Source organism: Nostoc sp. KVJ3 (assembly GCF_026127265.1).
Classification (GTDB): Bacteria; Cyanobacteriota; Cyanobacteriia; order Cyanobacteriales; family Nostocaceae; genus Nostoc.
This window is the reverse complement of sequence record NZ_WWFG01000002.1, coordinates 3,190,544-3,214,327: the sequence shown is the minus strand read 5'-3', so window position 1 is coordinate 3,214,327 and position 23,784 is coordinate 3,190,544. Positions and strand designations below refer to the sequence as shown.

Annotated in this window: 21 protein-coding genes and 2 pseudogenes; 8 read left to right on the top strand and 15 right to left on the bottom strand. The window is 42.1% G+C overall.

The features are described from left to right. Positions 1-333: 333 nt before the first annotated feature. Entirely contained in the window at positions 334-987 is a 654-nt protein-coding gene (locus GTQ43_RS29945) for a response regulator (protein ID WP_265276581.1), read from the bottom strand. A gap of 332 nt (positions 988-1,319) precedes the next feature. Here GTQ43_RS29945 and lipA point away from each other — a divergent pair, with 332 nt between their 5' ends. Together lipA and GTQ43_RS29935 are read left to right on the top strand one after the other, a co-directional pair. Continuing rightward, positions 1,320-2,222 (top strand): lipoyl synthase, encoded by a 903-nt coding sequence (lipA, locus tag GTQ43_RS29940; RefSeq protein ID WP_265276270.1) that lies wholly within the window; start codon positions 1,320-1,322, stop codon positions 2,220-2,222. A gap of 190 nt (positions 2,223-2,412) precedes the next feature. Beyond that, a complete protein-coding gene (locus GTQ43_RS29935; protein WP_265276269.1) occupies positions 2,413-2,562 on the top strand; it encodes a photosystem I protein PsaX in 150 nt (49 codons plus the stop codon). A gap of 21 nt (positions 2,563-2,583) precedes the next feature. Here GTQ43_RS29935 and GTQ43_RS29930 read toward each other — a convergent pair whose 3' ends face one another. Continuing rightward, positions 2,584-3,450, bottom strand: coding sequence for a branched-chain amino acid ABC transporter permease (locus GTQ43_RS29930; protein ID WP_265276268.1), 867 nt, complete (start codon positions 3,448-3,450; stop codon positions 2,584-2,586). A gap of 206 nt (positions 3,451-3,656) precedes the next feature. Between GTQ43_RS29930 and hrmK the strand changes: the two are divergent. Further along, positions 3,657-5,497, top strand: a pseudogene (gene hrmK, locus GTQ43_RS29925) (hybrid histidine kinase/response regulator HrmK). Positions 5,498-5,565: 68 nt separating this feature from the next. Then, positions 5,566-6,393 carry an ATP-dependent sacrificial sulfur transferase LarE gene (gene larE / locus GTQ43_RS29920; protein ID WP_265276267.1) on the top strand — a complete coding sequence of 276 codons (828 nt, stop codon included), beginning with the start codon at positions 5,566-5,568 and terminating at the stop codon, positions 6,391-6,393. Positions 6,394-6,489: 96 nt separating this feature from the next. Here the strand turns inward: larE and argC are convergent, their stop codons facing one another. From argC to GTQ43_RS29885, 7 genes are all read right to left on the bottom strand, one after another. Beyond that, a complete protein-coding gene (gene argC, locus GTQ43_RS29915; RefSeq protein ID WP_265276580.1) occupies positions 6,490-7,461 on the bottom strand; it encodes an N-acetyl-gamma-glutamyl-phosphate reductase in 972 nt (323 codons plus the stop codon). Between the two features lie 72 nt (positions 7,462-7,533). Next, complete coding sequence (glpK, locus tag GTQ43_RS29910) at positions 7,534-9,069, bottom strand: glycerol kinase GlpK (protein ID WP_265276266.1); 1,536 nt, start codon at positions 9,067-9,069, stop codon at positions 7,534-7,536. A 506-nt stretch (positions 9,070-9,575) separates the two neighbouring features. Continuing rightward, positions 9,576-9,923, bottom strand: coding sequence for a hypothetical protein (locus tag GTQ43_RS29905; RefSeq protein ID WP_265276265.1), 348 nt, complete (start codon positions 9,921-9,923; stop codon positions 9,576-9,578). 308 nt (positions 9,924-10,231) lie between these two features. Then, a complete protein-coding gene (gene glmU, locus GTQ43_RS29900) occupies positions 10,232-11,581 on the bottom strand; it encodes a bifunctional UDP-N-acetylglucosamine diphosphorylase/glucosamine-1-phosphate N-acetyltransferase GlmU (protein ID WP_265276264.1) in 1,350 nt (449 codons plus the stop codon). 142 nt (positions 11,582-11,723) lie between these two features. After that, a complete protein-coding gene (locus GTQ43_RS29895) occupies positions 11,724-12,953 on the bottom strand; it encodes a two-component system response regulator (protein ID WP_265276263.1) in 1,230 nt (409 codons plus the stop codon). Positions 12,954-13,525: 572 nt separating this feature from the next. Beyond that, complete coding sequence (locus tag GTQ43_RS29890) at positions 13,526-14,449, bottom strand: tRNA (5-methylaminomethyl-2-thiouridine)(34)-methyltransferase MnmD (protein WP_265276262.1); 924 nt, start codon at positions 14,447-14,449, stop codon at positions 13,526-13,528. Positions 14,450-14,501: 52 nt separating this feature from the next. Beyond that, entirely contained in the window at positions 14,502-16,319 is a 1,818-nt protein-coding gene (locus GTQ43_RS29885) for a PAS domain S-box protein (RefSeq protein ID WP_265276261.1), read from the bottom strand. Between the two features lie 505 nt (positions 16,320-16,824). On the opposite strand from GTQ43_RS29885, the gene GTQ43_RS29880 reads away from it, so the two are divergent. Beyond that, positions 16,825-17,751 carry a cobalamin-binding protein gene (locus tag GTQ43_RS29880; protein WP_265276260.1) on the top strand — a complete coding sequence of 309 codons (927 nt, stop codon included), beginning with the start codon at positions 16,825-16,827 and terminating at the stop codon, positions 17,749-17,751. A gap of 112 nt (positions 17,752-17,863) precedes the next feature. On the opposite strand, the gene GTQ43_RS29875 is transcribed toward GTQ43_RS29880, so the two are convergent. The 3 genes from GTQ43_RS29875 to GTQ43_RS29865 form a co-directional block, all read right to left on the bottom strand. Continuing rightward, positions 17,864-18,166 carry a TMEM165/GDT1 family protein gene (locus GTQ43_RS29875; protein WP_265276259.1) on the bottom strand — a complete coding sequence of 101 codons (303 nt, stop codon included), beginning with the start codon at positions 18,164-18,166 and terminating at the stop codon, positions 17,864-17,866. Between the two features lie 64 nt (positions 18,167-18,230). Next, on the bottom strand, positions 18,231-18,659 hold the full coding sequence (locus GTQ43_RS29870) for a TMEM165/GDT1 family protein (RefSeq protein ID WP_265276258.1): 429 nt from the start codon (positions 18,657-18,659) through the stop codon (positions 18,231-18,233). A gap of 113 nt (positions 18,660-18,772) precedes the next feature. After that, complete coding sequence (locus GTQ43_RS29865; RefSeq protein WP_265276257.1) at positions 18,773-19,123, bottom strand: YkgJ family cysteine cluster protein; 351 nt, start codon at positions 19,121-19,123, stop codon at positions 18,773-18,775. Positions 19,124-19,371: 248 nt separating this feature from the next. Here GTQ43_RS29865 and psb30 point away from each other — a divergent pair, with 248 nt between their 5' ends. Then, a complete protein-coding gene (psb30, locus tag GTQ43_RS29860; protein WP_265276256.1) occupies positions 19,372-19,515 on the top strand; it encodes a photosystem II reaction center protein Ycf12/Psb30 in 144 nt (47 codons plus the stop codon). A 139-nt stretch (positions 19,516-19,654) separates the two neighbouring features. Here the strand turns inward: psb30 and GTQ43_RS29855 are convergent, their stop codons facing one another. Continuing rightward, the gene (locus tag GTQ43_RS29855; RefSeq protein WP_265276255.1) at positions 19,655-21,751 is read right to left on the bottom strand and encodes a single-stranded-DNA-specific exonuclease RecJ; all 2,097 of its coding nucleotides are present in this window, start codon (positions 21,749-21,751) and stop codon (positions 19,655-19,657) included. A gap of 73 nt (positions 21,752-21,824) precedes the next feature. Beyond that, on the bottom strand, positions 21,825-22,250 hold the full coding sequence (locus GTQ43_RS29850) for a hypothetical protein (RefSeq protein ID WP_265276254.1): 426 nt from the start codon (positions 22,248-22,250) through the stop codon (positions 21,825-21,827). Between the two features lie 306 nt (positions 22,251-22,556). On the opposite strand from GTQ43_RS29850, the pseudogene GTQ43_RS29845 reads away from it, so the two are divergent. Further along, a pseudogene (locus GTQ43_RS29845) lies at positions 22,557-22,739 on the top strand (UPF0175 family protein); the annotation flags it as partial. Continuing rightward, positions 22,732-22,938, top strand: coding sequence for a hypothetical protein (locus GTQ43_RS29840; protein ID WP_265276253.1), 207 nt, complete (start codon positions 22,732-22,734; stop codon positions 22,936-22,938). The pseudogene GTQ43_RS29845 and the gene GTQ43_RS29840, both read left to right, overlap by 8 nt. Here GTQ43_RS29840 and pstB read toward each other — a convergent pair. After that, positions 22,935-23,762, bottom strand: a complete 828-nt coding sequence (gene pstB, locus GTQ43_RS29835) for a phosphate ABC transporter ATP-binding protein PstB (RefSeq protein ID WP_265276252.1) — start codon at positions 23,760-23,762, stop codon at positions 22,935-22,937. The genes GTQ43_RS29840 and pstB overlap by 4 nt on opposite strands. Positions 23,763-23,784 lie beyond the last annotated feature (22 nt).

Sequence of the window (23,784 nt, the reverse complement as noted above, 5' to 3'; positions counted from 1 at the left end):
GTAGATTTTGTAGACAGCAGAGTGAATAACAAAAAAGCCTGCCGTTCTCCTTATATTAAGAGGAAAATGTGGCAGGTTTAGTGGGCTTAGAAATGCTTTTTTAGACTGTAAACATCTTCTTCTGTGAAGACCAGTGCAAATGGGAAATTCAAAATTCAAAATTTATAAAGGCGCAGATAATCGCTAGTTGTTTTTTCCTGTTTTTGAATTTTGTCCTCAACGATGATTTGTCAACATAAGTGTTCTTTACCTAAGTATTTTTACCCGCTTCTAATCCGACACCCGTTATTAGAAACGGAGTATTTTTGACTGCGATAGTAAGGAACACAAATGTTACTTGATTTTTTGTTTAATAAAGGTCACAACCTGAGTTAACTGTTTTTTCAAAGCATCAATTTCAGCTTGCATTTTGACAATTTTCTCGTTTAATGAATTAAGTTCTGTGTCGGAGGCTTGTGCGGTAGTAGGAGTTGCGTTGCTTGCCGCCGTAGGCATTGCAGTATTGGCGATGCTAGGGGCTGCTACTGTAGCAGTTGCAACACTAGAAGTTAAAGTTGTGCCATTTTTAACAGCAACCCCTGCTCCGACTGTAACGAACTCTGGGCGTGGCTGTTTCGCCTTGGTCATCGCTAACTTAATTGCGTTAATTAGTTGCTTCTGATCGAAAGGCTTGCCTAGAAATTCAAAGTATTCAAAGGGTTCTGTGATTTTTTCAGTGACCTCTTCCTTGCGACCAGACATGATCACCAAAGGAATCTTCCTTAATTCCGGATCGGCTTGAACTTTCTGGAAAACCTCCCAGCCACTCATTTTAGGCAACAGGAAATCCAGCATAATCAGGCTGAGTTTTTCCTGAAGGATAAAATTTAGTCCTTCCAAACCGTCTTTTGCTTCCAGTACCTCGAAATTGCCTGGAGGCAACATTTCTCGTACCTTTACCCTGACAACTGTAGTGTCATCAATAACTAAAATCTTGTTGCTTGCCACGACTGTTTGCTCTAACAGAAACTTTAAGTGTAAATAGCGGTTTTGCCGATTGTCATTGAGAATTCCCCCACTATATACAAAATTTCTAGCAATTGGGGGATAGTATATTTCGGTATAAATGACATTGCTAGAGGTATGTTGCAAAACTTTTGCTGGCGCTCTTTTCGATTTATGTCATGGTGATATTTAAGGCTTTAGATTTTATCTAAGGCATAAAGTATGTAAGGACACGGAGACACGGAGATATTAAGACCGTTCTCTGCGTCTATTCTTATCTATCATTTGTTCATTGAAAGACCACTACCTTATATCCACATCTTGCTTAGATGTCTATGATTTCGTCACAACAAGCCGAACTAAAGTCTGAAATTACGGCAATGCCTAGCTGGTTACGTCGCCCTATTGCCAAAGCCAGTGAAATCTCCACCGTACAACGCATTATTAAGCAACGTCAAATTCACACAATTTGCGAAGAAGGTCGTTGTCCCAACCGGGGAGAGTGCTATGCCCAAAAAACTGCAACTTTCTTACTAATGGGGCCTACTTGTACACGAGCTTGTGCTTTTTGTCAAGTAGATAAAGGTCATGCACCGATGCCTCTTGATTTAGAGGAACCTCAAAAGGTAGCACAGGCGGTACAGCTTTTGGGATTGCGTTATGTGGTGCTGACTTCTGTTGCCCGTGATGATTTGCCCGATCAGGGTGCAGGGCACTTTGTGGAGACGATCGCTACTATCCGCCAATTGAACCCAGAAACTCAAATTGAAGTGCTGACCCCAGATTTTTGGGGTGGTGCTGGTGTTGGGGAATCAGGCCAACGCCAACGGATAGCGATGATTGTCAAAGCCAAACCAGCTTGTTTTAATCACAATATCGAGACAGTGCAACGGTTAACTGGGCCAGTGCGTCGGGGAGCCAAATACGATCGCTCGCTCTCGGTTCTGGCTATGGTTAAAGAAATCGATCCGACAATTCCCACCAAATCAGGTTTGATGCTGGGACACGGCGAAACACTTGATGAAGTTGTTGAAGCAATGGCTGATTTAAGGGGTGTGCAGTGCGATCGCTTGACTATGGGGCAGTATATGCGTCCAACTCTTGAACATCTAAGAGTCCAAAAATATTGGACTCCAGAGGAATTTGATCGACTCGGCAGATTAGCATGGGAAATGGGATTCAATCATGTCCGTTCTGGGCCTCTGGTTCGCAGTTCCTATCATGCTGGAGAGGAGTGAGTAGGGAGCGGGGAGCACGGGGCAGGGGACAGGCGGCAGGGGGCAGGGGAAAATAACTAATTCCCAATTCGCAATTCCCAATGCCCAATTCCCAATTCCCAAATTCACACAAATATTCTTAAAGAATTTGAGTATTTGGTACCCCAGTTTGGTATTTCTTAAAAAGTCATGACATTAGGAGAATCGGATTATGACCGCTAAAACAACAAAGAATGTTGCAGATTCCCCAGTTGCCGACAGTGGAGCTAAACCTCCCTACGCCTATCGCACAGGCTGGGCGATATTCTTGCTAGCTATCAACTTACTGGTAGCAGCCTGGTACTTCCACATTATTGAATAATTAGAAGTGGAGTGGTGCTGCTCAAATCGTTCCTTTGAATAAACCTTTGGGACGAATGAGCAGCACCAAAATCATGATCAACAGTGCTACACCCTGTTTATACTGGGAACCCAGCCAAGGTGTGCTGGTTTCTTGGACAATGCCAATGATAAAAGCTGCTGCGATCGCACCGTAAGGGTTGCCTATGCCACCAAGAATTACTGAGGCAAATAACGGTAATATTAAAAACCATCCCATATTCGGGCGCACGGCTGTAATTAACCCATACATACTTCCGCCCAATGACGTAAGAGTGCCAGCAATTAGCCAAGTCCAGAAAATTACCCGGTCAACATTGATACCTGAAACCCTGGCTAAGTCTAGATCGTCTGCAACTGCTCGCATCGCTTTACCAATTTTGGTATTTTGCAACAGGTAATGCAGCGCCAATATCGCTAGCACAGCCAACCCCAAAACCAATAATTGATTTTGGGGCACTTTTAAACCAAATATATCTAAAGCTGTGGTGACAGGTAAATTATAATTTTGGTTTTTGCCACCCCAAATAAAAATAATCCCATTGCGAATAAATAAGGCAAGTCCGATAGAAATAATAATCAGCGTCGTGGAAGTAGCACGGATAGAGCGCATTCTTGACCACAATAACTTTTCTGATAACAGCATTGCTGCTACTGTTCCCGCCGCCGCCAGGATCATTGACAGCCAAATATTAACTCCAATAGTATTGATCAGCCAGGTGAGATAGGCTCCTAAAGTTAAAAAGTCACCATGAGCAAAGTTAGATAGCCGTAAAATTCCAGATGTAAGAGTGAGTCCAACTGCGGCTAGAGCAATAATGCTCCCCACCGCAATCCCATTGACGATTAGTTGAGCGAATTGTGTATCCATAAGTCCGAAGTTACTTTTAAAAAATTTTAGGTCAGTGGTTCATATAATAATTTTTTTGGACTAGCTGCTAAATTCGACATCATAAGTTATGGTTTATAACAACATAAGTTATGGTTTATAAATATAAAAGAATTGTCCGCTAATATACATAAAATCCTTTTTGGATTTTTATGCAAAGCTAAACTTGTTCAGCGGTCGAGTTGACCATGCAGCAGTACTCAAGCTTACCAGACCAGAACTCACAGATAGATGCAACGCCAAAACTTTTGACAACAATTCAGCAACTTCGCGCCAAGTTGTGGCTGGAGAGCAGCTTGAACCAGTTGCAAAGTCGCCTTAATGATTACCTGCTTTCTGCTTGTAACACTGTCCTCCAGGCAGAAGCCGCAGAAGCAGAAATTCTTCAAGCTGTGGTTAACGAGATTAACAATGTAATGAACAGCAGTCATCTGGCCCTTACAGATTATGCTGTCGGCATCGCTCTGTTTCAACCAGAAGAGACTATTGCCACAGTTTGCTATGTTTCTCGTTCTCCATCTCAAAACTCACAACCTTTATTTCTAGAAGTGCTGACAGCAGAAAAAAAGCTGCTGTTAAGATTGCAAGAGGTTATAGAACTCGAAGATTTGCAGCAGCTTGAGAATCAACAGCCGCCAAGTGCTTGGCGGTTAGCTGATGATTCTGGCAAGATCCTCGGCTGGCTAGCGATCGCCGCAGCGTCGTCCCTCAGCTCTGATTGTGAGTCACCGATAGAATCGCAAGCTCAATTCAGATCGGAATTTATGGCAAGGTCTGCCAAATACTGTACTACGGCATTGTTACAACTTAGACACATCTTATCTTCGCAGCAACGATATCAAGATTTGAGTAGCTCTAATCAAGAATTGGAGCGTACCAATCAACTCAAAAATCAGTTTCTGGCAAACACCAGCCACGAAATTCGCACACCGCTTAGTTCTATTATTGGCTTTACTCACCTGCTTTTAGCTCCAGGGTATGAACCAACCATAGAACGCCAACGGGAGTATTTAAACATCATTCAGTCTAGTGGCAAGCACTTGCTAGCTCTGATTAATGATATTTTGGATCTCTCTAAAATTGAAGCAAATCAGCTAGAAGTGCAGTGGGAAACTGTAGATGTGCCACTGCTATGTAACAATGTTTTGGCACTGGTGAAAGAGAAAGCTGCTAATAAGGGTTTAAAACTGTGCCTAGAAATTGACCCTGATATCACAACCCTAGTAGCTGACTCTTTGCGACTCAAGCAAATGCTGTTAAATTTACTCTTCAATGCCCTAAAGTTTACCAGCAAAGGAAGTGTTGGCTTACAGGTTGTTCCCGAAGGTGTATCTGTACATTTTACAGTTTGGGATACTGGCACTGGCATTTCTCAAGAAGACCAAACTCAACTATTTGAACCCTATTTCCAAATTGCCAAGGCTGTCGCTGCTGGTGCTGAAGGGACTGGTTTGGGTTTAGCTGTAACTCGCAAACTCGCCCAAATTCATTGTGGTTACGTGAAAGTAGAATCTGAAGTAGATGGCGGCTCCCGTTTTACCCTTGTACTTCCCCGGAAGCAAGAGGGGGAGTAGGGGGGGATGAGGGAGTGGGGGAGGATGAGGGAGTAGGAGAAGCAAAATACTCTTCATCTCCTGTAACTTTTACCCCTAGTTCTTCTGTAGATATTTTGCTGGTAGAAAATGACTTACCTAACGCTGATTTGATGCAAATTTATCTAGGGAAATTGGGGTATCGATTGACTTGCGTTAAGAGTGCTGTCGAGATGTGGGAAGTTCTAACAGTGTTAGAGCCAGCAGTGATTTTAATGGATGTTTCTCTGCCAGATGGAAATGGTCTTAACTTGGTGCAACAACTGCGAGAAAATCAGCGATATCAAGTGATTCCGATAATTGTTCAAACAGCAATGGCGATGAAAGGCGATCGCGAAACCTGTTTAGCTGCTGGAGTAAATGACTATATTTCTAAGCCGATTGATTTACCACTTTTAGCCAGCCTGGTAGCTAAATATAGCAAAGCGCCAATCTAAAGCCAAATTTGTTTTTACTAGAATGGAATTTGCAGGGTTTTATGGGGCTGTAAAAGGATTTGCCAATTATGCTGACAGAAAAATTTGAGCAATTAAGAGCCTTATTTCAAGAAATGGAACAAGCGTTGATTGCCTACTCTGGGGGCGTTGATAGCACTTTGGTTGCCAAAATTGCTTATGATACATTGGGCGATCGCGCTCTGGCTGTCACGGCTGTTTCTCCTTCGCTGTTGCCAGAAGAGTTAGAAGATGCCAAAATTCAAGCCGCAACTATTGGGATTCCTCATAAAATCGTCCAGACTCACGAAATGGAAAATCCCAATTACACTTCTAACCCAGTTAATCGCTGCTATTTTTGTAAAAGTGAATTGCACGATACTCTCAAACCTTTAGCTTTAGAGTTGGGTTATCCTTATGTAGTAGATGGGGTAAATGCCGATGATTTGCATGATTATCGCCCAGGAATTCAAGCAGCAAAAGAAAGAGGGGCGCGATCGCCTTTAGCCGAAGTGAGTGTCACCAAAGTTGAAGTTCGCCAACTTTCGCAACAACTCGGTTTACCTTGGTGGGATAAACCCGCTCAACCTTGCCTCAGTTCCCGGTTCCCTTATGGTGAAGAGATTACTGTCGCTAAGTTACAACGAGTTGGTAGAGCAGAAATTTTCTTAAGAAAACTGGGTTGGCAGAATTTGCGCGTGCGATCGGAAGGGGATACAGCACGCGTTGAATTACCACCAGAACAAATTAAAGAGTTTGTATTAACAACAGATTTACAGAAAGTAGTTTCTGCATTTCAGGATTTCGGATTTCTTTACGTAACCCTGGATTTGGAAGGTTATCGTAGCGGTAAGTTGAATCAGATTTTGAATCGGGAAGCCTTGGGCGTTAAAATATAAGATTTTTTATCGAAAACTTGGGTGTAAAACCCCGTGCTTCTAGCACGGGCATTGGGCATTGAGTAAGTCCTTCTTCCCCTATTCCCTAATGTTTTTTCATAACAATCCTAATTCTTCTGGAAAGCCTAACATGATGTTTAGATTTTGGATTGCGGCTCCTGATGCGCCTTTGCCCAAGTTGTCAAGACGTGCAATTAGCAATGCTTCTTTGGTGGTGTCATTGGCGAATACAAAAAGCTGAACAATATTGGTGCTGTTGATTGCGAGCGCATCCAAAAAGATTCCGTCTCGCAGCAGAGTAGAATCTTGGTATGGAGCAACCTGCACAAATTTTTCACCTTGGTAGTAATCAGCGATCGCTTTATAGATTACCTCACCTGATGGTGGATTATCCAAAGTCCCTAGCGGCAAAGGCACTTGAACTAGCATCCCTTGCTCAAAATCCCCTACCGACGGTACAAACAGTGGTGGCGATGCTAAACCTGAATAATAATGCATTTCCTTGACGTGCTTATGCCCAAACTGCAAACCATAGATGCTGTATGGATATAGTGAGTCTCCCCCAGCTTGCTGTTCATGGAAGGTATGGTATTGGTTGATGAGATTCTTTCCACCACCGGAGTAACCTGATACTGCGTTAATGGTGATGGGAAAATTACTTTTTAAAAGTTCCTTCGCAATCAACGGACGGATACAGGCTAAAAATCCTGTGGGATAACAGCCTGGATTGCTGACAAACTGCGCGCTGGCAATTTTCTCTCGCTGTCCTGGATTGAGTTCAGGGAAGCCATATACCCAGCTATTAGCTGTGCGATGGGCACTACTAGCATCAAGAATCTTAACCGTAGTACTACTGACTAAGCTGACAGCTTCACGGGCCGCATCATCAGGTAAGCAGAGAATAACAACATCGACGGCATTAATTAGTTTGGCTCGCTCAGTTGCATCCTTACGTTTAGACGCATCAATACTAACTAACTCGATATCATCCCGTTGATTGAGGCGTGAGACAATTTGTAAGCCTGTGGTTCCCGATTCGCCATCAATAAAAATCTTAGGTTTAGTAATCATGCATCCAGCATCCTTATATATGAGTGATATTTTTTTAGATACACAGAAATTAACACGATCAAAAGGTAACTACTCCTCCCAAGCAAGAGTTCGTTTCACTGCTTTTTGCCAAATACCAAAATTGGACAATGGGCGATCGCTCCTCGGCTCAAACACACGCTCAATTTGTCGTTGCTGCACCAGTGCTTCATAGTTATCCCAAAATCCTACAGCTAAACCTGCTGCAAATGCTGCACCCTGAACGGTTGTATCGCGCATGATCGGCCGTTCAACTGGAATACCTAATACATCAGCCTGGAACTGCATCAAAAAATTATTCTCGCAAGCACCACCATCTACGGTTAATCGACCAACTGGAGTAGTGCTAGATGCATTAACCGCTTGCACGACTTCTAGAACTTGATAAGCGATCGCTTCCAATACAGCGCGTACTAGATGCTCTGGTTGGACACTGGCGGTAATGCCGAAAAAGGCTCCCCTAGCACTCATATCCCAATAAGGTGCGCCCAGTCCACTAAATGCAGGGACAAAGTATACTCCGCCATTATCTGTTACCTGATTTGCCATCGTTTCACTTTCAGCAGCAGTTTTAATCAGTTTGAGGCGATCGCGCAACCATTGAATACAAGCTCCACTGGTAAACATACTGCCTTCTAAGGCATAGCCTACATCCAAGGCTCCACTTGGGTTTAATTTTGTCCATGCCACTGTAGAAATGAGTTGATGGTGCGTAGGCGTAGCCCCTCGTAGAGATCGCACAATTTGATTGCCTGTGTGGGCTACTAAAAAGCTACCAGTCCCGTAAGTACATTTTATCAAACCGGGGCGATCGCAGCCATGACCAAATAAAGCCGCTTGTTGATCTCCCAAGATGGCGGTAATGGGAATTTCAGCGCCCAACAAAGTAGGATCGGTAACTCCAAATATTCCTAAACTAGGCTGAATTTGGGGTAAAATATCAACCGGAATTTGAAACAGATTCAGTAAATTTTCATCCCACTCACAGGTTTTGAGATTCATCAACATTGTCCGGCTGGCGTTGCTGTGATCGGTAGCATGAACTTTACCCCCTGTGAGATTCCATAGCACCCAGGTATCAATAGTCCCTGCTAATATGTTGTTTAGATCGATATCTGTAACCTTGTCTAATAGCCATCTGAGCTTAGTAGCAGAAAAATAGGCATCAATGATTAATCCGGTGCGATCGTAAATTTCATCAGCATAGCCTTGCTCTTGCAACTGGTGACAAAGGGGAGCAGTGCGGCGATCTTGCCAGACGATCGCTCTATGGAGTGGTTTACCAGTGGTTTTGTCCCAAATCAAACAGGTTTCGCGCTGTACAGTTAGTCCCAAAGCTGCGATCGTAGATGGAACAATCTGGGCATTCCCAATTGCAGTTTGCATCACCCAACAGGTATCTTGCCAGATTTGTTGAGGATCGTGTTCTAACCATCCTGGCTGAGGATAATACTGAGTTATTTCTTTATATGCTTGCCCAACAATCTTGCCGTCTGCGTTAAATACAAAGGCGCGGTTGCCTGTTGTACCTAAGTCCAGCGCTAATATGTAGCCCGATGATGGAGTTGTATGGCCAAGTATATGCATAGCTGCTTTGATATAAGACTCCTATTTGATTTTTGAACAAAATTAGGTATTGTGAGGGAGCCAGTGCGTTGCGGTGAATCCAGCGCTGTAGGCGACTGGTGAACCCGAAGGGAGGTTCCCTCCGTTGTGGCAACTGGCGTTGTGTTATAACGAAGTTCGTAACGCACCATTATCAAGGGTTTAATGCCGTACTTTCTGTGCTAACACAATGTCAGTACTCTAAGCTTATGGTGCGTTACGACGTTTTGTCTAACACAACGCCAGTGACGCTCCTTCTCCTGAAGGAGACACTACGCTAACGCAACGCTCAAGTCGGGAAACTTGCCCAAATGACTGGCTCCCCTACAGATACTTATATTTTTTCACGCAATCAAATATGATTCCCATAGCAATTTTTCTGATTAGCTCGCAACTTATCTTTACTTAACAGCAATAAGCAACTGGCTTGCAAATCTAAGTTGACACTAATGACAAACTGAAATTGCCGCGTCAACCTTTATACCTGATTATTGTCTCTTTATATCTAACTGTACTTGCAATCCGTCATTGTCATTGCCAGATCGAGCTGGTGTTAAGAAAACAGAAGTGTCTGGTAGTGATAATGATTCGTTAAATTGGATTTTGGCCGGAGTTTTGTCTCTTCTATTATTAGAGATGCTTGCTGGATTCGTTTGCTCAAAAAACCTTCCGAAGTCATTTTGGGCTGTTCTACGATCAATTCCAATTAGAGAATCACCAGTAAATCTGTATTGTCCTGGATTTGCTTTGGATGCTGGTGACTGGGCGTACACTTGGCTTCCTAAGCTTACAAAAGCTGCGGTAATTCCCAAGAAAGCAATAATTTTGGTGTTCATTTATTTCATCCAAATTATCTTCAATATTGCTTGTCTTTATTCTCTGGGAAAAATATTTTAATTAACTCTATCGTTAGGTTCTACTACAACAATTATATTGCGTATATACTTAGCTCGTCAATGATTCTTTAGCAATGCTGAATCATTCGCGAGAAAATATAAGTACTATTTGCGACTATAAAGGCGTTGTGGCAATGTGGATGTATTAGCGAAGCTCACCAAAGGTAAGCTAATCAGCATTGAGGCAACCATTGGTTGCCTGTTAAAGAACGTAGTATTTTCTGGAAGCAGAAAGAAGAATTACATTCCTAACTTTTCCTCCGCCAAGCTGGTTTCACCACCTGACGACTACGGGCAATCACTAGAGAATCATCAGGCACATCTTCTGTAACAGTTGAACCAGCTGCGATGTAGACATCATTACCCAAAGTGAGTGGAGCAACTAAAACGCTATTGGCACCAGTTTTTGTGCGATCGCCTATTTTGGTAAGATGTTTCTTCACGCCGTCATAATTGGCGGTAATTGTCCCGGCACCAATATTTACCTGATTACCAACAACGCTATCACCTATATATGACAAATGTGCTGCATTTGTGCGATCGCCTAATTGTGTATTTTTCAATTCCACAAAATTCCCCACACGACAACCAGCACCTACCTCTACCTGACCGCGTAAATGAGCATAAGGGCCGATTCGGCTTCCTGTCTGCACACTGCTATTTATTACTACTGAATACTGGACTGTGACATTTTCAGCCAAGTGGCTATTTTCAATTAAACTTCCTGGACCAATGTGACTTCCTGTGTGAATTACTGTATTTCCCCGCAGGTGAGTTTGGGGTTCAATAATGACATCTGGGTATAATTCCACTGTTTCATCAATGGTAATGCTTGTGGGGTCGATGAGGGTGACACCTGCTAGCATCCATTTTTCCTTGACTCGTTTTTGTAAAATTTCTGATGCTGTTGCCAGTTGTAGGCGATCGTTAATGCCGAGAATTTCTTGATAATCTTCCACATCTACTGCCATCACTTGTCCGACCTGAGTCACGGCATCAGTAAGATAGTATTCTTTTTGGGCATTGTTTGCTTGTAAGTGAGGAAGCATTTTTGCCAAATCTGGCCAGCGGAAACAGTAAACTCCAGCGTTAATCCGCTGATTTTGTCTTTGAGCAGCAGTACAATCTTTGTGTTCAACCATAAGCTGCACAATATTTTCATCGTTACAAAAAACTCGCCCGTAGCCTGTAGGGTCGGATATGTGTGAGGTGAGAATAGTGGCGGCGTTTTGATTTCGGGTATGAGTTTGTAACATCTGCTTGAGAGTTTCGCTGCGTATCAACGGTAAATCACCGTTAAGTATCAGTAAATCTCCTGTGTAATCTTCCAAGTGAGGAAGTAATTGTTGGATGGCGTGACCTGTTCCCAGTTGCACAGTCTGTTCGACAAACTCCAAGCCGGGAATTGAATGCATGGCGGCTTGCACTTCCTCGGACTGATATCCCACGATCGCGATTCGCCGTGAGGGTGAAAGTGGTTCTACACTTTCGAGAACTCTTTCTATTAGCGATCGCCCCCCCAAAGAATGTAAAACTTTGGGTAAGCTTGATTTCATCCGTGTGCCGCGTCCCGCCGCTAGAATTGCTACAACTACCATAATTAGCTATCAGCTATCAGTAAAATTATGATTAATGCTGTTGGTACTTTGAAATATAGGCTCAAATCATACCAGCTAATCGAGGGTTTTGATTACGCTTTTTCCCTACTTCTGTAAGAAGTGTATTATCCTCCACTACCTACTATTTTTCTTGACAAGAGCGAATAAACTCGGCAAATTGCTGCATTAGTTTAGGATTGCGCCAACCGGAATTAGCTTCTTCTCGCATTACTGAAAGTGCTTCTTCTGTGGTATAGGCTATTTTGTAAGGTCGTTCACTGGTTAAAGCATCGTAAATATCAATTAACTGAAATACTTGGGCCAGATAGGGAATATCATTCCCCTTGAGTCTATCAGGATAGCCTGAGCCATCCCAGCGCTCGTGGTGATGGCGAATAATGGGAATTACACCCCGCATACTGCGTAGTGGCTGGCAGATTTTTTCCCCAATTAAAACGTGCTGCTGCATTATCTGCCAATCTTCGGGAGTGAGTTGGTTTTTTTTCAATAGCACTGCATCGGGAATACCCACCTTGCCGATATCGTGGAGATAGCCACCCCACATCAAATCTCGAATTTGGTAGCGTGAGAGGTTGAGGTATTCACCAAAAACTTGTCCTAGTTTTACCAGGCGTTCACAATGATTGCCTGTGTTGGGATCGCGACTTTCAATGGACATAGCAATGGAAAATAGTACTTGTTCGGCATGATCTAAATCTTCGTTTAGACGCTTTTGCCGCACCAAGGACTTTACACGCGCCGCTAGTTCTACACGATCAAAGGGTTTGGTGAGAAAATCATCTGCCCCAACTTCAATTCCCCGAATGCGCGATCGCCTGTCATTTAATGCTGTAATAAAAATTACTGGAATTAGCCTAGTTTGCTCATCCTGTTTTAGTAGTTGGCAAACTTCAAATCCATCCATTCCTGGCATCATCACATCCAGCAAAATCAAATCTGGTTGTTTTTGAGTTACCAATCCGACAACAATAGAACCACTGTCTGCCTCAATCACTTCGTATCCTTCCATCCCCAAGAGGGCAACAGCAGTCATCCGACTGGCGGCATGATCGTCAACTACTAAAACCTTCGGCGGTTCTAAATCAAATCCATTCACTTTAGAACCTTTTACTTGTAGTGTTCTAGAGACTAAGGAATCATCACCACAAACATCAACTTTTATCCAAGAAGAGGCAGCTTGACTATCTTTAAGCATCAGGTCTTCTTCAGATAAGCCTAAAGCATAAGCCTCCACATTATTTTGCAATCCTACAGCATGATTTGAACCGATACTCTTTACTGTGCTAATGGGGTTTGACTCATTAACAATTTGTTTTGTAAAGCCAGTATGGTTGGATTTCCATTGAATCACAAAGGCACTCCAAGTTTTTGCACAAGTTAACAGTGTTTAGATTTGAAAAAGAAATTTAATGTTTTACTGTATCTGAGTCAGAGTTTTCATCAGGATTATGTATTGTCTCAAGCTGCCTATCTGAGTTTTTTGCAGCTTGTATCTTTTATATTAGGAACAAAGGATATGTTATTGTCAAATTTTTTGCTTCTAATTCCAGTATGATAAATTTGTATAAATTTTAAATCAGGTTTTTCACGGATATTTTTTCAAGTTACAACGCCAATAAGCACTGTAATTGCTCAATTTATCTCAAAAATAGGGCTTTTCCTTAGAAGTTTTTATGGTAATCATTAAGTATACATATTTTTACTTACTCGCTTATTGCAATACCCAAACAATGCTTAAAGATACGTAAAATTAAACACATTATGAGTCTAGTTTACTTACATTGTCAAACTCGTTACCTAAGTATCTGGAAAAGAAATCAGAATCTTGGGTAAAGTATAGATAATTTGTCTGGAATTGAAGACCTTGGTGAGACTTGGGGCAAAATTCCCTTGTCTTCTACAGAACCTCATTAATCAGTATAACTACAAACTACTTCCCATAAAATCCCTGCCTTGTGTTCCCAATAGCCATTTTTTTCGCCAATGGGAGGTAGGTTCGAGAGAGGAGGTTTGTTGCTCTTGTTGTCGGCGCATTACTATGACTTCAGTTGGATCGCATAATTGAGGATCGCGATAGGGGATAGCAGCACGAGTTAGCAAGTGTTCTTTTTCAACTTGTGAGAGAGTGGTCAGTCTTGAGCAGTTTTTGGACTCAGTACTCCCAGAATAGGCTGCCACAGTACCAGGCGATCGCCTACCTACGGGTGGGGTAGAACCTATAGCTAAACCAGCAGATACAAGGGCTGTGCGTACAGCAGCAGCACAAGAATAGGTAGCTAATAGACCATCTTGATGTAAACACAATGACAGTTGTTTGATAAATTCAACAGTCCATAATTGAGGACACTGTGGTGGTGAGAAAGGATCGAGGAAAATTGCATCTGCCCAAAAACTCGACTGACGGACTAGGGCGATGGTTGTTCTAGCATCACCAATTAGTAGCTTCGCTCTCAGGTGAGGTGTTTGCACTTGATGCTCAAAAGCAAGCTGGGACAAAATTTCAGTATAAGTAAAGTCCCAGCTATCGAACAAGTGGTGAGCGATCGCAGCTTGTGGTACTGCTGGATTCAGTTCTAAACCGATTACTTCAACGCAACAACTGGGATTCACTGTCCAAATTGTCTGCAAAGCAGCAGCTGTGTTATATCCTAGCCCATAACAAACATCTAACAACCGCAAGACTGATTTTTGCGCGATTGTAGCCAGTTGAGTTGGTTCCACAAACTTAAAAAAACTCTCCTGCTTCGCTCCATAATGGCTGTGAAAAGATTCACCAAACTCTTGAGAGACAAAGGTGAATGAACCATCTGCTGTGAGTTTAGGTGTAAAATTTTCTAAGTCTGACATTTTACAAAAAAACTAAATTTGGACTTATGTAAGGGTCATATTTTTTAAAGATTTAAGCAATATTTTCCTCCCCATCTCCCCCATCTAGTTCATCCTCCATTGCTCCCGAAAGCAAGGGATTTGGTAGAAACAAAGTGAACTGACTACCCTTTCCCAAAGTGGATGTAAAAGTAACATCTCCACCATGTAAACGCGCTAATTTGCGGGTTAAAGCTAAACCCAAACCAGTGCCTTCATATTGTCGATTTAACCGACTGTCAAGCTGTTTAAACGGTTCAAATAGAAATTGAAACTGGTTTGAATCTATACCAATTCCAGTATCTGAAACTGTAAAGGTTATTCCTTGGGGTACTTTTTTCACTACCAACGATACCTTGCCGGCTGGGGTAAATTTAATGGCATTGGTGAGCAGGTTGAGGAGCATTTGCTTGATGCGCCGCTCATCAGCAATGCAAATATCATCTTCTAGGTCAATTTCACAGGTGAGTTGTAATCCCTTTTCTGAGGCGCGATCGCGCACTGTCCATATAGCATAATTACATAAGTCGGACACTGCTAAAGGTGAGATTAATAGCTTTTCTTTACCTGCTTCTACCTTAGATAAGTCAAGGATATCGTTAATCAGTGCCAGCAAATGCTCACCACTACTATATATACAACTTACATATTCGCTTTGTTTTTCATTCAGAGAGCCAACTATTTCTTGTTGTAGTAACTGTGATAAGCCCATAATCGCATTAAGAGGCGTTCGTAGTTCGTGGCTCATGGTTGTTAAAAATTCACTTTTGGCTCGATTAGCAGCTTCTGCTGCTTCTTGAGAGGCACGCAGTTTCAATTCTGTTTCCTTGCGTTCAGTAATATCCTCAATCATCGCTAGAAAAAACTCAGGTTCACCATTGCTGTCTGGTATAACAGAAACAGATATGTGAGTCCAAACTAGGCTACCATTTTTATGTAAGCAGCGTCTTTCCATTTCAATGCGATGTCTTTCCACAACCTCTTCCTGAAGTTCGGAAGGTTGAAAGCCCAAGCTCGAAGTTATCTTTAGCTCTGTGCGGATTCCTGACATCAGTTGTTTGTAAAGTTTTAAATCTCCCTTTTGTGTGGAAATATAATCTGTAAAGCGCTTGCCGGATAGTTCTTCTCGGCTATATCCTAAAATTTCACACAGTACTGGATTGATATCGACTATCTGCGCTTTCATATCTATAAGTCCAATGCCGATAGAAGAACGCTCAAAAATCGCCCGAAATTGCGCCTCGCTTTTTCGCAGTGCTTCTTGTACGGTGTTTCGCTCGCTTGCTTCTATAGCCAGGGTAACAAAATCTGCGATCGAGCCAGCAAAAGTCTCTTCTTCCAAAGTCCATTGGCGACTTTCGCCTATGTGTTCGTGACACACTACGCCAACTAACCGACCCTCTAGCCAAATTGGTGCATCCAGCAGAGATGTGATGCCTAAAACAGCAAGATAAGACTCTAATAATTCTTGGGTTCTGATGTCGTTTCTGACATCATCTGCGGCAATGGTTCGTTCTTCTTCTAAAGCCTGGAAATAAACTGGATAATTTTTTTGCGAAAGTGAGTTGCCAAAGCTATGCTCCTTGGTGCTTAAATCATATAAATCAATGCATTCAATTTTTGAACGATCTTCATTATATAGCCACACTCCCACTCGCTTCACTAAAAGCGTTTGAGCAGCAGTTTCTGTAATCTCTCTTAATACTGCATTGAGATTACCTTGCTGAAATGTTTTACTTCTTGCCAGTTGTACTAGCGTCTGGCTTTGTTTGCGCCGACTATTTTCTCTGATTTGTAAAGCCTCTTGGGCCTGCTTTTGCTCTGTAATATCCCTAGCTGACACCACCTGCATCACTTGACCTCAAGAAGAAATAATTTTGCCTTGCACTTCTACGCAAAAAGTAGAACTGTCTTTGTATAACTACAATTACTTGATATGGTTTTTCATAACCGGAAAGTATATTTTTTCTAATTATTTTTTTTGATTCTAAGTAACGAGTTCAAAACTAAATTTTGCTAATTGTTTTTATTACTTGATTTCAGTAATTTTTGCCAGGGGATAATTAGCATTTAAAAGAATTCCACTATCGAGTAATTCTACATATTAAGTAGTATAGTGTTTTAAATTGGGGAGTAGTGTAGTTTAATTAATTGAAAAGCGCTGCAAGTCAATTTGTTTCTTAGTACTACACAAAAACAAGCTTGGTGAAGCAAGGGATAAAAGCCTCTTGTTTGGGAGTAACTTCATAGATAATCAGTATGACTACCAAAACACCGTTATTCCCCTAGAGAAAGATACTTAATGAGTCAAATTTTGCGAAAATTAAGGTAACGCCAACTTTTATGGGGGTGGAACGATGACGGATAGTAATGTAAGAATAGTTTCCCTGATTCCCGGTGGAACAGAGATTTTAGCGACACTAGGGCTGGTTAATGCTATTGTGGGGCGATCGCACGAATGCGATTACCCTCCAGAAATCCTCAATCGCCCTGTTTGTACCCAAGCACGCTTAGATTCCAATGCCTCTAGCAGCAAAATTAACGATGAGGTAAATAATTTATTGCAATCTGCTCTCAGTATTTATGAAATCAAAACTAATGTTTTAGAGCAGTTGCAGCCTACCCATATTCTCACTCAAGATCAGTGCGATGTCTGTGCTGTCAGCTTACATGAGGTTGAAAAGGCAGTTGCTAGACTCATTGACAGTAAACCGCAGATTATTTCTTTACAACCCAATCTTCTCCAAGATGTTTGGGCTGATATTGAACGAGTTGGCAACATCTTTGGGGTAGACTCGGTAAAAGTCTTAGAAAATTTAGAAGCTCGTGTCAAAATATGTCAGCAAAGAATCCAAGGGCTTTCTTTAAATGAACTTCCTACTGTAGCCTGTATCGAGTGGACTGACCCTTTGATGATTGCCGCTAATTGGATTCCTGAATTAGTTAATTTGGCAGGAGGACATTCTCTATTTTCTGTTATAGGTAAGCCTTCTCCTATCTTGCCGTGGGAAACACTATTAATAACTAATCCAGATGTAATTGTTTTTATGCCTTGTGGCTTTGATTTAAATCGCACTCGCCAAGAAGCCAAATTGTTAACTCAACGTCCAGAGTGGGAAAAACTACACGCTACGCAAGCTGGTAGGGTCTACATCACTGATGGCAATTCTTATTTTAATCGTCCAGGGCCTCGACTGGTAGATTCTCTAGAAATTTTAGCTGAAATTTTGCATCCAGAAATTTTTCAATACGGCTATAAAGGAACTGGTTGGGAGCTTTTGTGAAGAATAATTCAGGAGTCAGGAGTCAGAATTTAGTATGAATCAGAGTCTGACGGTGTTATAACTCTATCCGTTCATGGGTGGAGTATTCTAAATTCTCTTTTCTGATTCCTTTTTATGGTGTTGGTTCAGAATCTGTCGATGGTTCATTGTTAAATAATAACAAGCGTGCAGCGAGGATGGCAAACCCTACAGCAGCGATCGCTTTTAACAACCGTGTAGGTAATAATTCGGCTACTGCTCCCCCTGCTAATGCCCCCAACAGGCTTGTTAATAGCAATGCACCTGCTGCACCAAAAAATACTGCATGTGGAGACTTAGAACGCCCTGAAAGTGCGATCGCAGCTAGCTGACTTTTGTCACCCAATTCTGATAAGAAAACTGTAATAAAGCTCAGTCCTAAAAGATGCCAATCCATATTATTAAGGGGGAGTGGGGGAGATGAGGGAGAATAAATTGTACAGACGCGATGAATCGCGTCTCTAACCTTGAAATACATCCCAAAAGAGCATTAGAGAAATCACTAACAACATCACACCGGCTGATTTTTCTACGGTTTTTGGGCTGACTCGGCTAGCTATCCAACTACCTAAAAGTACGCCTAATAAGCTGGTGGTTATTAAAGCCGCCGCCGAGCCGATAAATACCACCCAAGGCGAATGAGATTCTGCACTCATTAACAGGGTGGATAACTGAGTTTTATCTCCAATTTCTGCTAGAAAAATGGTTACAAAAGTTGTACCAAAAACTACTAACACTGATTGCTGCTTTTGAGGACTATCGACAACTACAGGCTGAACTGGCTGGGCGATCGCAGGAGTCAAGTTCAAATCATTGCTGTCTCTCAGTTCTAGCTCGATTTCAGTCTGAGATATGCCAGAAATCTTCAAAGGTGCAGAGTCAAGTTTCACAAGCGGTAGTTTGGGTTACTAAATTTTTTTCATATTTCTATCATATTCTCAGATTGTTGTAATAAATTGCAACTACATTAAAGTAAATACAAAGAAATTTCCTTGCATCCTCCTTACAGCCCAACAGCTTTATCAAAGCGTAGTATTTCAAAACTGCGATCGCCATATACTCCTTCTATTTGCTGGCGACAGCAGTCAATAGCAAAATCGTTGACTTCTTCGGGTTCAACCCCATACATATCTTGAAAAACTTCTGATTCGACACGGCAGAAACGAGGACGATCTGAGTAGATGCGGCATTCTCGCGTGGTATGGTCGAAATTAACGCACCATCCATCTTCACCTACCATGCTGAGGTAGAGTTCTAGTTCTGCTGGTGAGAGATACTCATCCAAATCTGGACGCTCTGCTGGTTCGAGATTACAGCACGCTCCACATTGTTTTACACATTGCCAAGTTGACATTTTTAATTAGGGAGTGGGGAATGGGGAATGAGGAAGAAACAAGGGAGCAGGGAGCAGGGAGCAGGGGAAGAAAGACTATTGATTTCCCAATTCCCAATGCCCAATTCCCTTATTTTACGTTTTTATATCTTTTCTTATAATTTTGTTAAGTAAATTAAATCTAGCAGTCCATAGCCAGATATGATCGATTTCGGGTTTTGTAATTAAGTTATTGAATTTTTTAAGACAATTGAGAGGAGAAAAGGAAAATGTTTGACGCTGTATCTGACTTGGTTAACGCTTTTACCAGTATCAATTGGGAAGTCATCTTCCAATTATTGTCTATAGCGCTAATTGTGATTGCTGGCCCAGCAGTAATCTTTGTACTGGCATTTCGCAACGGCAACTTATAAGTGGGCTGAGTGCTGATTCGGAATGAGGAGTTAAGAGTAAGGAATAAAATTTAATTCTCAACTCATAGCTCATAATTCATAAATCAGCACTCACTGTATCACAGTCACAAGTGATAGGTTAATTAATAACTCTTAACATCTAACTCTTAACTGATAAAGCCTGAAGTGCAGCTTGAATAATACTGTCATACTGTGGGTGAGAGAGATCAACTTCTTTGGCATTTTGACGATTAGTGCCCAGTAGACCAATTATATGTCCTGGCTGCATGACTAAGACTTTCCCTTCAGAATTTTTAATTCTTAATTCTGTGCCAATACCGTTTTTATATAAACCACAAGTATACTGTCGCTGATTGTACTCAAAGGTGGTGCTTGACGGTATAGGTGGCGAAGCCAAAAATTGTTGAAGCTGAATTGGTAATCTGACACCGATTAACTCTAGTTCGATGGTGGTGTTGCCGTTAAAGTAATTTTCTCGCAGTTTGTAAGCTACATCCACTCGCGGCGGTAAGCGGAAGTAGTCGCCCCAACGCCAAGCGATCGCTTTAATTCTATACTCCTGATTATCAATAGTTTGGGCAATTGTCAGTTTAATGTGACCTTTCCCAACGATTTTTTGCTCAACCACTTGAACATTAGGTGTCCAAAAAACTGGATCGGGGTTGTCCATACCGCAGGGGTGGAGAGCATTAAGCTGTTGGTAAAGCTCCTGATTAATCCGATCGAGGTTAACTTCAGCGTCAATTTTGAGCAGAGGTTTAAGATGTTGGGGTTCAAGACACTGGTTAGCAAACTCAATCAAACGCGATCGCAACACCTGTAAATTTTCTGCTGGTAGAGAGAATCCCCCAGCAGCTTTGTGTCCGCCAAATTTCCCTAGTAAATCGTGACAATATTCCAAAGCTTCAAACACGTGAAACTCTGGAATTGAGCGTGCTGAACCGCGTATATGTCCCTCGTCCTCATAAGTACCGATAAACACAGGAACGCCGTAGCGTTCTACCAAGCGGGAGGCGACGATACCAATAACGCCGTGATGCCAATTGGGTTGAACAACAATTAATACCCGGTCTTGTTGTAGAGATGTAACAAATTCTGCTTCTACATAAGCGATCACTTCTTGTTCAATTTGCTGACACATCTCCTGGCGACTGGCATTTATTTGTTCGCACTGCATTGCTCTTTCCAGCGCCACCCCCATATCATCTGTAGTCAGCAATTCAATCACAGTTTGGGGATTACCAATTCGACCAATAGCATTAATTCTTGGCCCCAGGCGAAACCCAATATCTTCAGGCTTTAGCGATTTTGGATTTTGGATTTTGGATTTTGGATTAGAAATTTTCTCCTCTGCTCCCCCTGCTCCCTCTGCCCTCGCCTGTACGCCACCTACCTGAATTAACGCCTGTATTCCGGGTAAGTTGGATTTGGGTAAATGCTGTAAACCGCGCTTTACCCAACGGCGATTCACGCCAGTTAAAGGAGCTAAATCTGCGATCGTTCCCAGCGTAAACAGTGCTAGCATCGGCTGGATCAAACCCTTAGTTTCCCCTAGCTGTTGTGCGAGAGACACTGCCAAAATGTAAGCAACACCAACACCAGCAACACCCCGATAAGGTGACGATTCTGCTATTAGCTTAGGATTGAGGATAGCATTAGCTGGCGGTAATTTTTGAGGTACATCATGGTGATCGGTGATAATCACTGCTAGACCAAGTTCTCTCGCTCTCGCAACTGGTTCAAACGCAGAGATGCCATTATCTACAGTGAGAATTAATCCTACACCTTCGCTGTGAAATTCTTCAACTATGCGTTTATTAATACCGTAACCTTCATGCATCCGGCTGGGAATAGCATAATCTACTTGTGCGCCTAAAGTGCGGAGACTGCGCAAAAGTAGAGCAGTGCTAGTCATTCCATCAGCATCGTAGTCACCGCAAATAGCAATTTTTGTTTGAGTAGCGATCGCATTTTGCAACAACTCCAAACTAATCGCCAAATCTGGGAAATCTTCTAATGGCGAAGGTAAAACTAAAGACTCTGGATTTAAAAATGCTTGTGCCTGTTCTGGTGTTTCGATCCCCCGATTAATCAACAACTGGCTGATAATGGGTGAAACATTAATCAAAGCCGCCAGTTTTTGGGCAAATTCTGGTTTTTGTGGATAAATTTGCCAGCGCTGATTAGGTAAACGCCTGGTAGGTTTTGAGAATTCAGATACAGGTCGGTCTAGCACTAGAACTTTTTAGTTATGAGTGTTGAATTTAAAGTTGTTTCTTAACTCATAACTAATAACATTAATTTGCTATCTAAAGCACGTTTATCCTACCATCATCCATAATATACAAAGAGCGATCGCCTGGAGAGCGCCAAGTCGGACGGAGTTCGAGCCGCAATGTACCAAAGTTAGGTTTCGAGACAATTGCTTGTAGTGATAAACCCTTTTCGCTCCAAAATATCAGAGATGTATTTGGCTCCGCACCCTCTATTTGTTCTAAACTTAATTTCTGTCCTGGACTCAAGGATATTGCATCAGTCCCGGAGGGTTTTTGGATTTTAATCAGGTTTGGTGTACTATTTATAACTTCAACTCGGATGTATTGCCCAGGTGTAAACTGAATTGGGTGCGACCCACACTTAGAAGCACAAGTTTTAGCTAAAGTAGCGCTGGGATTATTGATTGATGCCACTAAAACGGTAGCTGCAACTAAAGCAAATGACAAAGGCTTAAACATAATACACAGTATAAGTACTAAACTGAAATATTACTTCAAGTTCGGACTATTAAGCCTCAGCATATTTTCCAGAATTAAGCTAATGCAAAGCAACATCAGCCCATCATTCTTCGATAAGCGATTTAATCGTGATTTAGCCAGTCGTTGAGTTGTTGTTGAGTCACTACTGGGTGCGAGTTGGACTGGTGTAAGCCATAATCAAGACAGAATTAGGAATCAGGAACAGAGAAGTGAATCATGCACATCCTATCCCTTCATTATCCCGATGACTTACTTATTACCTCCGGTAAATAACCCCAAGCGTTAGAAGCAGAACTCACATTTTTGCTCGCAGTCAAACTATTTGAGCTACGCAGGCTATCGCTTGGGAAAGCCGCAGCCTTTTGCAGCATGAACAAACCCCAGTTCATGTACGAACTAGGACGTTTGCAAATCCCTGTTATCAACTTAGATGATGACCAAATCGCCGACGAATTGTGCGATGATTAACTCTGTCATCGTTGCCTATAGCAGCCCCCTCATTTCCTTGGCAATTATCGCGCAGCTGGAACTTTTACCCCAACTTTATCAGCGAATATTACTTCCCACAGCCGTATGGGATGAAATCACAAAACAAAACCCTGTACAAAGTTTTACCTTATTGTACAAGGTTGTCTATTATCCTAAATACTTAGAACAAGCTCTTTAACCGAAGCGTCCACTGATATAATCTTCAGCTTCTTTAGTTTGAGGAGAACTGAACATTTGGGCTGTAGGATTAAACTCAACTAATTTGCCGCGACGTTTGCCATGCTCGTCAATTTCTGTATTAAAGAAAGCCGTGAAATCTGCCACTCTAGAAGCTTGCTGCATATTGTGTGTCACCATGATGATGGTGTATTGCTGCTTCAATTCTAAGCAGAGTTCTTCTACTTGGCGGCTAGAAATGGGGTCGAGAGCAGAACATGGTTCATCCATCAATAATACATCTGGCTTCATGGCGATCGCACGAGCTATGCAAAGTCGTTGTTGTTGTCCGCCAGATAATGCAGTTCCCTTCTCTTTGAGTTTGTCTTTGACTTCATCCCAGATAGCAGCGCGTCTGAGGGAATCTTCCACCAATTCATCAATGTTACCTTTGTAACCGTTAGAACGCGGGCCAAAGGCAATATTTTCGTATATTGACTTGGGGAAAGGATTCGGTCTTTGAAAAACCATTCCGACTTGGCGGCGTAATTTGACAGAATTTATCTTAGGATCGTAAATATTGCGATCGCGATAATTAAGTCTACCCTCAACCTTAGCTCCAGGGATTAAATCATTCATTCGGTTGAAGCAGCGCAGTAAAGTACTTTTACCACATCCTGAAGGGCCAATAAAAGCAATAATTTGTTTATTAGGAATCTTTAGATAGACATCTAAAAGTGCCAGAAATCCCCCATAAAAGACCTTCACACCTTCAACATTGAAGACACTCTTTTCTTGATCTATTGTGGCACTATCTGATTGACTTCTATGATTGCTATAAGTCATTTAGCTGTTCTCCTAATATTCG